Source organism: Actinomyces urogenitalis (genome assembly GCF_002861525.1).
Classification (GTDB): Bacteria; Actinomycetota; Actinomycetes; order Actinomycetales; family Actinomycetaceae; genus Actinomyces; species Actinomyces urogenitalis.
In genome coordinates this window covers 1-11,208 of sequence record NZ_PKHA01000019.1, presented here as the reverse complement: position 1 = coordinate 11,208, position 11,208 = coordinate 1, and the positions used below count along the sequence as shown (strand labels likewise).

The window sequence follows — 11,208 nt, the reverse complement described above, 5'->3', positions numbered from 1 at the left end:
ATCAACGGACGCCTCGAGCACCTACGAGGCTCCGCCCTCGGACTGCGCAACCTGACCAACTACATCGCCCGATCTCTCCTCGAAGCAGGCGGCTTCAGACCCCAACTACACCCTCAACTGTGAAGAGCCGCTTAAGTGTCCAGAGGGTGCTGTTTGTGAGGTGAATGGCGACGGGAACGTAGTGTTCACAGTTGATCTAGCATTCAAGCCTAAGCCAGAGTCCCCTGATGAGACGAAACCCCCTGATGAGACGAAACCGTCTGATGAAACGAAGAAGCCGTCAGCTACGTCAAAGGCTCAGCACGGTCACGGTGGGCTAGGCAAGACAGGTTCAGCGGATATGACTCTGCTGGGTGCTAGTGCCCTGCTTCTGCTGGCGGGTGGGTATGTGACCTGGCGTCGCCGCGCTTAATCCAGCCAGACCACACAACGCGCCGTGCTCCGCCCACCACAGCGGGGCACGGCGTCTTGTGTCAAGTCCCGGTTTGTGGTGTAAGTGTGCTGTGATCCTTCGCTGTTGGGGCATGCGCTGACTTCGAAGACCCTGTTGGTCGTTTGTCGGGGCTGTGGGTCTGGATTTGCAGGCGCCTCGTGTCGTAGGACGCGAACCCACGGCCACTACGGAGACGGGCTTAATCCCACGCGCGACGGCTGAAATGCGTCGGGAGAAGCTCGACCAAAGGAGAGCCAGTGTTGCCTGGGGGACGCGGAGGCGGGTGGAGCCTGTGCCTGTGCCAGTGCCAAAGTCAGACTCAAAGTCAAAGTCAGAGTCAGCGCCATCACAAAATCAGTGCCAGCGCCGAGTTCGCTAGCGGTTTGTGCGGATGAAGAAGTAGGCGGAGGCGCAAACGAAGAAGTAGACGACGAAGCGGCGGCTCGAACCGGGAAGGTCCGAGCCGCCGCTCGCATTCCACTCAGTCAGGGGCTGGCTAGCTGATCCGGGAGACGCGTCAGTGAACTCTACTTGCCCACCGATGCGCGCCTGCGCAGGAGAAGCGCCCAGGCGCCCGCTCCGACGAGTCCGCTGCCACAGATTCCTACGAGAACCCACTGCCACCAGTCCGAACCACTCCCGTACGAGGCGGACCCGCGCTCGGGGTTGAGCAGGGCGCTCACGGGGGCAGTGGGCTTGGCGAGCGCCCGCGTCGTGGATGCTCCCGACTGCGCGGAGTCCGCGAAGTCCAGACCCTCGACGCCGCTCGACTGGGAGCCGTCGGCGCTGGAAGCGCCCGATGCGTCGGAGTCGGAGCTCGCCGCCCCCGCGCCAGCCGCCGAGTTCGACGACAGCAGCGCGCCGGCCGCGGTCGAACCACCGCTCACCGGGGTCCCGGTCTGTCCGGCGCCCTCTCCGAGGCGCGCGCCGGCCGCGGTCGGGTTCCCGATCAGCGAGGCCGGAGTGCTCGCACTTGCTGAGGGGGAGCCCGTGGACGGTGATCCGGTTGACGGGGAGGTGCCCGGCGCGGGCTGGCTGGGCCGGTGCGTACCGGTGTTCGGGTTCGTCCAGTTCTGGTGGGACTCGGCGTTAAGCTTCGCGACGAGTTCGTCGATGGGAAGGGGTGCGCCGGGCTCCGGGTTCGGCGCAGGCTCCGGGTTTGGTGCGGGCGCGGGGTCTGGCTCAGCGCCCCTCTTGATGGCCTCGTCGCCGACGAGGAAGATCGCATGGAGCGTCTTCTCAATGGTGGAGCCGTCGGCGAGGTGCGCGGTGTAGACAAAGTCGGTCGAGTAGCGCCCAGGCTTCGTGAAGTAGAAAGCCTGGTGATCGTGCGACCCGAAGAGGTAGTGGAGGACCATGTCGGGCTTCGTCGAGTCGAGTCGGGGCGTGAATCCCTCGAAGAGAGAGGAGATACCGGTGACGAGGCGACCGGGGCCGGTGAAGTTCCTCATCGCAACCTCGACGCCCTTGCTTGAGAGCTGCGAGTAGTCGACCCGCTGGGTTGAGAAGCCGACCCAGGGGATACCCTCGAGCTGGGTCTCGGGCAGGCTCCACACGCCCTCGGGCGCCGCAGCGGCGAGTTCGCTGTAGCCCTTCGCGCCGGCGGGGATTTTCGCATGCGTCGAGTCGGGGACGGCGTAGGCGAAGGTTCCGGAGGCACGGTGGACGGGGTGACGCGGGTCGGCGGTGTCATCGACGAAGACTTCCGCCTTTCCGTCTTTCAGGGACATCGCCTGATCCATGTGGCCTTCGGTGATGATGTGGATCGCCGAGTCGCCGGGATCGGGTGTCGAGGGATTGCTGGGCTGAGCGCCACCGCTCGGCGGCGCGTCAGCACCCGGGTCCGCAGGGTTCGGCGAGGGTGAGGGTGAGGGCGTCTCGCCGTTGTTCTCCGCGGTGATCGCGCGCAGCGCCGAGATCGCAGCATCGCCAACGACGAAGTGAGCGGAGCGGGACTTGTAGGAGAAGTTCCCGTCCTTGTCGCGCGTCTCGATGTTGAAACCGACGGTGTAGACGCCTGGCTTCGTGAAGACGTGGGCGAGGGGAACTGCGGCTGCATCGACGGTGAAGCCACGGTTGGGGTCGCGCGTCGTATCGAGGGTGACGTTCATCGCCCCGTCGGTGACGGTCCCCGCGATGTAGCGGCCGCCCTTGGGGCCGTCGAAGGTGTCGACGGAGTAAACGGCTGGCCCGGAGCGCAAATCGGCGGGCATTCCGGTGAAGTCGAATCCGAGCGATCCGTGCTCGCCGGAGGCAGGCAAAACCCAGCGGTCGCCGTCGGCGGTTGTCTGCTTGAGTGAGTCAGGGATCTCGAGGATCGGTTCCCCGGGGACAGGCTTGCCGTTCGCGCTCACCTCAAGGGTCACTCGCTTGATCGGCATGCCAGCCCGCACATCGTCTTTGAAAGATCCCGTGTAGACGTAGTGGGAGGGGGACGAGGGCGAGGCTGGCGCCTTCGCGGCAGAGCCGAAGAGTGCCTCGATCTGCTTGCGGGCCTCGGCCTGGGTGAAGGGTGGCTCGGGTTCGGCGGGCGTCTCCTCGGTGGAGAGCTCGCCGGAGGCGATCATCTTCTCCTTCACTTGCTCGGCGGTCGTTCTGATCGGCGTGAGGGAGGTCGTGGTGCCTTCGGGCAGGCCGACCTCGTCGTCAGAGCCGACGAGCCACGTGATGGTCGAGGGCAAGGAATTAACGGCTCTCTGGGACAAGGTGGACGTGTAGGAAGCAACCATGTCGAGCCGGTAGACGCCCGCTTTCGAGAAGGTCCAGTTCCAGTGGCCGTGGGAGCCAGCCTGGAGGGAGAGTGGCGCAAGCGAGGGGTCGGAAGAGAGCCCTCGGGTCAGAGAATTCGTGCCGACGGTGCGCCACACCTCGACGGCTCCAGGCCCGGAGGAGTTCGCGATCGAGAGCTTCACCTCGTCAAGAAGGATCCCTTCGGGCTGGGCGACCTCGTGCGCCGTGTCGAAGGCACCGATGCCAGCCCAGACGGACCGCCAGTTATCGATCTGCTCCTGAGGGGCGCGCCAGACGATGTCGCCGGGCTTACCAATGAAGTCGAAGAGGCCACCCGAGGGGACGACCATGCGCGAGACCTCCTGGGAGTCGGAGGAGCGCGCGTCGGGGGCGAGTCGGACGCAGACGGAGTTCGGGTCCTTGACGACCTTGCGCCCGTCGACAACGGTAACGGTGAAGGTCTGGTCGACACGGGTGACGTAGGCGGCGTCAACGTGCGCGTGATGGAGGAGCTTGCGGCCAGCGCACACGTGGGGAACGCGACCGTCGGGCCCGGGGGTCGCCTCCGGGTCGGCGCCGGGAGAGCCCGCAGGAACCGTGAGGTCGGCGGGCACGAGGTCCCCGTAGCCGGCCTCTCCGGGCAGGTGTTCGGGATCGTCAGGCGCTCCGGGGGAGGAGGGCGAGGCCTCGGCGTTGGTCGGGCCTGAGGCGTAGTCCGTGGGAGAGACCGTCTCTGACGGGGTTGCGTGCGCCGTGGGCGCGACGAGTATCGGTGTGGCGAGCAGGGCGGCCGCGGTGAGGAGGCCGGTGAACGGAAGGGTCCTCATGCGAGTGTCCTTTCTGTGGTCTGCGCCGCCGGTCGGGCGCGAAGGAGGAGTCCGCGCCCGGGCGAGAGGAGCTGGGCGAGGACGAAGAGGAGGGTCGCGACAAGGACGATCGCCGCGCCCGAGGGGATGTCGAGCGACCAGGAGGCCCAGATGCCGAGGAAGGCAGAGACGGCGCCGATGGCCGGGCCGATGAGCATCATGGGGACGACACGGTCAGTGAGGAGTCGCGCGGTCGCCGCGGGAGCGACGAGGAGCGCGAGAACGAGGACGTTCCCAATCGTCTGGATGGAGACGACGACGGCAGTCGCGATGGCGAGGTGGAGAAGCACATCAATGCGCCCGACGCGCAGGCCCGTCGAAATCGCGAAATCACGGTCGACACTGACGAGGACGATCCGGTCGTGAAAGACCGCGAGGGCGATGCCGATCGCGACGCACGCCCCGAGGGAAATGAGAACATCGGTATTCGTCACGCCGGTGAGCGACCCGAAGAGGAGCGACTCAAGGGACCCCGTGTAGCCGGGTGTTCGAGCGACGACGACGAGGCCAAGGGCGAAAGCGGCAGCGAAGAAGACGCCGATAACGGAGTCTTCGCCGACCCGGCGGTTCTGGGAGAAGACGGAAATGAGGATCGCGACGAGGATCCCGGCTGCGGCTCCTCCCAGGAGGATCGACCCCTGGAGCGCGAAGGCAATCGCGATTCCGGGGAATACGGCGTGTGAGAGTGCATCGCCGACGAAGGAGAGTCCGCGCAAGACGACGTGCGCGCCGACGAGACCGCAGACGAGTGAGGAGAGGACGGCGATGAGGAGCGCCCTTGGGAGGAAAGCGAGCGAGGGGTTTGCGAGGTCGGAGAGGAAGTCGAGGAGGCTCATCGGCGCACCATCCCGAGGGAGCGCAGGAGCGCGGAGTCTTTAGAGACGCGGAAGGTCTCCATCCACGGCTCCGGCGAGCAGAGGGTGGAGGGCTCGCCCTCGGCCCTCACGGTCCCGTTGAGCATGACGAGTCGGTGGCAGATATCGACGGCCTGCCCGAGGTCGTGCGTCGACATGAGGATTCCGACTCCTAAACGGGTGAGGTCAACGAAGAGGCGCGATAGCGCGTCCTGATTCGGGTGGTCAAGCCCGGTGAAGGGCTCATCGAGGAGGAGCAGACGCGGCGAGGCAACGAGCGCCCGGGCGACGAGGATCCTCTGCTTCTGACCGCCCGAGGTCTCGTTGATCGTCCGGTTGCGGTACGCGTACATGCCGACCGCATCGAGAGCCCGGTAGACGGCCTCAAGGCGCGCCGCGCCTCGAGGTGCGCGACGTCGCCCGGTGAAGGCGGTCGCGACGAGCTGGGCGGCGCTCATCGGATAGTTCCAGTCGAGGTCCTGGCGCTGCGGGACGTAGCCGATGACCGAGCCGCTCGCCTCGATGCTCCCGCGGTAGGGGACGAGTCCCATGATCGCGCGCATGAGCGTCGTCTTGCCAGCCCCGTTCGGTCCGATGAGGCCGACAAGCTCGCCTTCGTCGACCCGAAGGGACACATCCTCAAGGATCGTCCGCCCGCCAAGGTCGACGCGCAGGCCGGACACCTCCAGTGCGCGGCTCATCGCTGAGACCCCCGGTCGTCGGCATCATCAGACGCTTCCGGCTTCGGCTCGATGGAGCCGGAAGCCCCGCCCTCGACGATCCTTTCAGCGACCCGCTCGCGCTCGTGGCCACGGCGACGGGCGAAGAGGACGAGCGCGACAAGGACGAGGGCTGCAACGCCGAGCCCCGCGGCGATCCACAGCGGGAGCACGGTCGAGCGGTCGAGGGGTGACGGCGAGTCGACGGGAGCGGGTGCCTCAGGGGCGTTCGAGACAGTCCACTGGGCTTCGAGCGCCTTCTGCGCGTCGGCGGCGTCCCCGACGGCAAAGCGGAGGACGCGGGTGTCCTCGACGGTGGTGCCGTCGGTGAGCTGGGCTTGGAGGCTGAGGCGGATGAGGTGGATCCCCGGTTGCGTGAAGACCCAGTTCGCGTGGGTGTGCGTGTTTGCGTCAACGTGGATCGGCTGCGAGTTCGGCTTCGTCGAGTTCCACAGCTCTTGGGGGCCGGAGAAGTTTCCGGCCTGGACGAAGGCGTGGAAGTCCCCCTCGCCCTCGTGTCCCTCGAAGACGAGGGTCGCGCCCTGGGCGAGTCTGCCGACGACCTCGGGGTCCTGGGTGTTCCAGCCGAGCCACACGACGTTGGCGATCTCGGACTGGGGGACGGCCCAGACCGGGCCGTTCGCCGAGATGAAAGAGTACTGGTCGTCGGCGGGGAGTTCGAGCTTCGCGGCGTCGGAGACGCGTAGGACGACGTCGTCAAGGTGGCGCCAGGTCGGCGTCTGATCAGAGTCGTCGCGGGCGAGGAAGGTCCACGCGCCGTCGAGGAACTTCGGTCCGAGATCGACGTGTCCGGCGGAGATCTCGACAGGCGTACCTTCGGGGGCGACGGTCTCGTTCGACTCGACGACCTGGGTGAGGGAAGGGTCCTGCGTCGTCGTGTCTGCGGCGAGCGAGGCGGGGGCAACGGCGATGAGAGCCGTGGCGGCGAGCGCGAGTGCGAGCGTGAGTTTCACTGGTCTCCTCGGGTGAGATTCGGGATGGGTGCCTCCGACTCGAAGGGCCAGGCGGGCAGCGAGGCGGGGTCGAGGCAGGACTTGATCGAGCGCGTGTTGAACACCATGAGGTCGAGGTAGGTGGGAACCTCGTCCGTGAGCGTGTCGGAGTGGAGCGAGCAGACGGACTTACCGGTCGTGTGCGCGAGTGCGACGAGCTCGCCGAGGTGGGAGCGGGAGGTTGGTTCGAGGAAGACTCCGGCGGCTGGCGTCTGCTCAAGGACGCGCGTCAGATTGGCGAGTTGGAGAGCCGAGGGCTCAAGGGACGGGTTCGGTGCGACAAACCCACCGATCCGCAGCCCGTAGGCCTTCGCGTAGTAACCGAAGGAGTCGTGCGCGGTCACGAGGGCACGGCTCTTCTCAGGGATGGTGGCGACGACTTCGCGGATCCACCGGTCGAGGGCCTCAAGTTCGGCGTCGCGGGCGGTGGCGTTCGCCCGATACTCGGCCGCGTGCGAGGGATCGAGGGCTGCGAGGCGCTCGGCGACTAGGTCAGTGTAGGCAATGGCGTTCTTCACGTCGTGCCACATGTGCGGGTCGATCTCACCGTGGACGTGGGTTCCGATCACGGCCTGGGCGAGGATTCGAGCGGAGGCACCGGGTTCGGCGAGGAATCGCCACCGGTTGTCGGGGATCGTGGTCGTCGTCGTGTCCGGGACGGCGATGACAATCCGGTCGGGGTCGAGGTCGCCTGCGGGGGCGTCTGCGCGCAGGGTCATCGAGCCCTCAAGCTTCGCGGTGAGATCGGCGTGCCCGGAGTCGAGGACGCTCCGCCCGGTGGAGTGCGGGTCGATGCCGACGGCGAAGACAAGAGTCTTTTCACCGAGCGGAGTGTCGCCCGTCGGCGAGTGGAGCGTCGCCCGCAGAGAGAGGGAGTAGACACCGGGATCAGTGAAACCCCACGACATGTGGGTGTGAGCGTTAGTCGGGAGCTCGACGCGGTCGTTCGAGTCGATCCCATCCTTCGAGGCGATCCACGGGCGCGGTTCACCGAAGGTGCCGGTCGTGAAGGCGGCGAGGTCGCCAGGGCCCGTCGCCGAGACTGCTTCGAAGGAGACGGTCGAGTCGGTTGAGGCGCGTCCGTCGACGCGCAGCCCGAGCCAGATCGTCGCGAGAGAGAGATCCTCGACGAGGGGAATCGGACGCGCACCGAAGGGGACGGACTCCTCGCCGAGAGCGACGTGCTGGGCGCCCTTTGGGAGGTTCGCGTCAATGGAGGAGGTGAGTGCGCTCTGCTCAAGGAGCAGCCCGTTGGAGAAAGCGATGTCGGCGTGCGCGATGTCGCGGAGGGCCGCCATCGAAGGCTCGAAGGAGTGCGGATCAACGCCTGCGGGGACGAGCGTCGCGATGCGCGCTCGCGGGGCGACCGCGCGCACGAGATCGGCGATGATCGGCGTCGTCGCAACGATCCGAGGCTGCGACCCGTCATCGGCCACATCGCCACTGCTAGGTGCAACGGACTCTGATCGCGCGCCGGGAGTCTCCTCGGCAGAGGCTCCGCCGTTCGCGAGGGCGGGGGCACACGCGCCGAGGAGCAGCGAAGAAGCGCCGATGAGGAGGGAGAGCGCGAAGGCACTCCCAGAGCGACGCGCTCGGGTGCGCCTCACCTTCTTGCCCACCGTCGTGCGGCGAGCCCAGCGAGGGCGAGGAGCGAGGCGAGGGCGACCGGGATGGCGGCGCGCGCGCCGGTCGTCGCGAGACCGCCGGGAAGGGCCGAGCCATCGACGATCTTACCCTCGGCGCGCAGACGATCGATCGTCGCCTGGTCGAGTTCGCAGGGGCGCCCGTCGGCGGTGCGGCCGACGTAGACGGTCGTCGAGCCTGAGCCGATGCCGCCGAACCAGCGGGTGCCGACGAGTGAGCCGAAGTTGCCGGACTCGAAGACGGCGAGTGAACCGGGGCCGGAGACACCGTTGAGCGTCCAGGTGACATCGCCGGTCGTGCGGGCGAAGAGGCTGGGGTGCATCGTGTTTGCGCCGAGCCACGGGACGGAGGGGACCTGGCTTGAGGAGATCATCCAGATCCTCTGACCCTGCTTCGCGATGAACTCGATACCGGCGGGTGCAGTCGTCTCGGCTGCGGAGCCAAGTCCGAAGACGAGAGAGGAAGGGGCGACCCAGCGCGCGGGCTGCGAGCGGTCGTCTTTGACGAGCATGGAGATCGACGAGGGGCTGGCACTCGTCCCGATGTCGAAGTGGCCGGAGTCGGCGTTTCCGGCACCGCCGACGTTGAAGGAGAGGATGTCGGAAGTCGAGACGCGGGCACCGGACTTCAGGGTCGTGGTCTGGGTGATCGAGACTTTGTAGACGCCGGGGGCGGTGAAAACCCAGTTTGGGTGGACGTGGGTGTTCGCGCGGATCGTGTGGGATCCGCCGACTGCCGTACCACTCCCGTTCGAGGTGACGGGGGTGGGGAGGCACTGCTCGGCGGCTGGTTGTACGGGCGCTTGGGGGGCGGTGGACTGAGGCGCTGGCGCGGGGGGCGGGGTCGATCCGGTGCTGGGCGTCGACGGCTCGACGGGAGCCGACGCTCCGGGGGTGGCCTGCGCGATCGCGGTGGCGCCCACGGCGAAAGTGTAGGCGGCCGGGTCGGAGACGAGGCGCCCCTTGGGGGTATCGACCTCGCCGTGGAGAGTGAGAGAGTAGGTGCCCGCGGCTGTGAAGAGCCAGTTCGCGTGCTCGTGGGCGGGTGCGCTCTGGAGGATCGAGCGCCCGGGAGCGGCCTCAAGGGAGCCCTGCTCGAAGATCGGGGAGGTCGCGCCGAATGCAGCCGAGCGCCACAGGAGGATGCGGCCAGGCCCGGAGACCTCGTCGATGACGAGGCGGATCGCGGTTGGGCGCAGAGGTGCGAGGGCGTTCGAGTCCCAACCGGGCCATAGGAGCGCGGGATTCTCGGACTGGGGGAGTGCGTAGCCGGCGGTTCCAACGCCCTCGATCTTTTCGGTCGCGCTCGTCTTCGCGGCGTCGGTGACGCCGAGGATCAGCTTTGCGGGGTTGTGGTAGGTCGGCGCGCCCGGGGTAGTGACGTCCTCTTTGGTGACGAGGGAGATCGTCGGCCCGTTGGGGACGAGGGCGAAGACGTCGGCATGCCCGCGGGTGAGGAGCACTTTCGTCGTTGATTCTCCGCTCTGTGGGGCGGGCGTGGCGATCGTCGGCGTAGCAAAGAGCGCAAGGGTGAAGAGCGCGGTGAACAGGGCGAGGAGGGGATGAATCCCGCGGTGGGTGGCGCGCATGACGAACCTTCTAGCGATAATGAGAATGGCTTGCATTACCATACAGGGTTGTTCGTGAAGCGCGCGACCTCGCGCGTGAGGTCCGGATCATGTCCGCTGCGAGCGAGGGTGCAGGTAGACCCATCGATGCCGTCGAAGGGGAGGGATGCCGTGCTCTACTCGTGGGAAGCCCTCAAGACGCGTGTGCAGGCGCGGATGTCGAAGACCCTGCTTGTCTACTTCACAACGCTCGCGGCCTTCGCGTTGTGGACGCGCAACTCTCGGCGTACATCACGTGGCCGCTCCTTCTCGGCCTCTACTGGGGGCTCATCGTCACCGCCCTCAACGCGAATCCGTACCGGCGCGAGCGCCCCGAGCGGGAGCGCGACATCTAGGCGCTCCTATTCGCGTTCTCCTCCAGAGCGAGGCGCGGGCCGACGGCCTGAGGCGAGGTCGGCGCGCGGCTGCGCCCTCGTTGATGCGCTGCAATGGGGCGCGGTAACGGAGGAGACTTCCGTCCACAGGCGCGCCTCCCCTCCGCCGTCGTCCACAGGCGGGCGGGTGCTCCTTCCCGACGAGGACGGGGACGCGGCACGATGAGGGAGACGACACGGCGCCGTCGTCGATGAGACCCCGCACGCGCGGGGTATGCAGTCCGGTGCGCCCGGATCCGCCGAACCCACCCTCGCGAAAGGGACTCTTCACGGTTGAGGGTGTAGGGGTGGGTGGGGTGTCTTGTGGTGGTGTGGGTCGAGGTCCCCTGATGATGGGAGTTCCTACACCGCCCGTCCAGAAGACCTCGACATGCCTGGCGTTACCTTCTGCCGTCCCGATGTGACCACGTTGTGCTGTGTGGATGAGCTTGGCCTGGTGGTCACTGGGCAACGTCTTGAGCCGGACCGTGCGGTGCTGGCGTGCCGGGTCCGCGATCCTGATCAGTGGTGTCGCCGGTGCGGTTGTGAGGGTAAGCCGCGTGACACCGTGGTGCGGCGCTTGGCGCACGAGCCGATCGGCTGGCGGCCGACCGTGTCGGAGGTGACGATTCGCCGGTACCGGTGCACGGGGTGTGGACACGTGTGGCGTCAGGGTACGAGCAAGGCGGGCGAGCCTCGGGCGAGGTTGTCGCGGCGCGGGCTGCGGTGGGCTCTTGAGGGGATCGTGTGCGAGCACTTGACGGTGGCGCGGGTCGCCGCGGGTCTGGGGGTCGCGTGGAACACCGCGAACGACGCGATCGTGACTGAGGGCAAGCGGGTGCTGATCGACGATGAGCGCCGTTTCGAGGGTGTCACTGTGGTCGGGGTGGATGAGCGCGTGTGGCGCCGCACCCGCCGCGGTGACAAGTACGTCACCGTGATCATCGACCTGACCCCCATCACGAATGG

7 protein-coding genes are annotated in these 11,208 nt (G+C 67.3%); 1 reads left to right on the top strand and 6 read right to left on the bottom strand.

The features are described from left to right. Positions 1 to 960 precede the first annotated feature (960 nt). The 6 genes from CYJ26_RS10430 to CYJ26_RS10405 are packed head-to-tail and all read right to left on the bottom strand — an operon-like array spanning position 961 to position 9,847. A complete protein-coding gene (locus CYJ26_RS10430; protein ID WP_006548146.1) occupies positions 961 to 3,990 on the bottom strand; it encodes a choice-of-anchor M domain-containing protein in 3,030 nt (1,009 codons plus the stop codon). Beyond that, positions 3,987 to 4,865 (bottom strand): anchored repeat-type ABC transporter permease subunit, encoded by an 879-nt coding sequence (locus CYJ26_RS10425; protein ID WP_006548147.1) that lies wholly within the window; start codon positions 4,863 to 4,865, stop codon positions 3,987 to 3,989. The genes CYJ26_RS10430 and CYJ26_RS10425 overlap by 4 nt, the downstream gene beginning before the upstream one ends. Continuing rightward, complete coding sequence (locus CYJ26_RS10420; protein ID WP_006548148.1) at positions 4,862 to 5,584, bottom strand: metal ABC transporter ATP-binding protein; 723 nt, start codon at positions 5,582 to 5,584, stop codon at positions 4,862 to 4,864. Before CYJ26_RS10420 ends, CYJ26_RS10425 begins: the two co-directional genes overlap by 4 nt. After that, positions 5,581 to 6,576 carry a choice-of-anchor M domain-containing protein gene (locus CYJ26_RS10415; RefSeq protein ID WP_006548149.1) on the bottom strand — a complete coding sequence of 332 codons (996 nt, stop codon included), beginning with the start codon at positions 6,574 to 6,576 and terminating at the stop codon, positions 5,581 to 5,583. The genes CYJ26_RS10420 and CYJ26_RS10415 overlap by 4 nt, the downstream gene beginning before the upstream one ends. Further along, positions 6,573 to 8,234 carry an anchored repeat ABC transporter, substrate-binding protein gene (locus CYJ26_RS10410; protein WP_244902080.1) on the bottom strand — a complete coding sequence of 554 codons (1,662 nt, stop codon included), beginning with the start codon at positions 8,232 to 8,234 and terminating at the stop codon, positions 6,573 to 6,575. The genes CYJ26_RS10415 and CYJ26_RS10410 overlap by 4 nt, the downstream gene beginning before the upstream one ends. Next, positions 8,219 to 9,847, bottom strand: coding sequence for a choice-of-anchor M domain-containing protein (locus CYJ26_RS10405; RefSeq protein ID WP_040319496.1), 1,629 nt, complete (start codon positions 9,845 to 9,847; stop codon positions 8,219 to 8,221). Before CYJ26_RS10405 ends, CYJ26_RS10410 begins: the two co-directional genes overlap by 16 nt. Positions 9,848 to 10,630: 783 nt before the next feature. Between CYJ26_RS10405 and CYJ26_RS10400 the strand changes: the two genes are divergently transcribed. Then, a partial coding sequence (locus tag CYJ26_RS10400) for a transposase (protein ID WP_476692199.1) occupies positions 10,631 to 11,208 on the top strand: 578 nt, incomplete at its 3' end.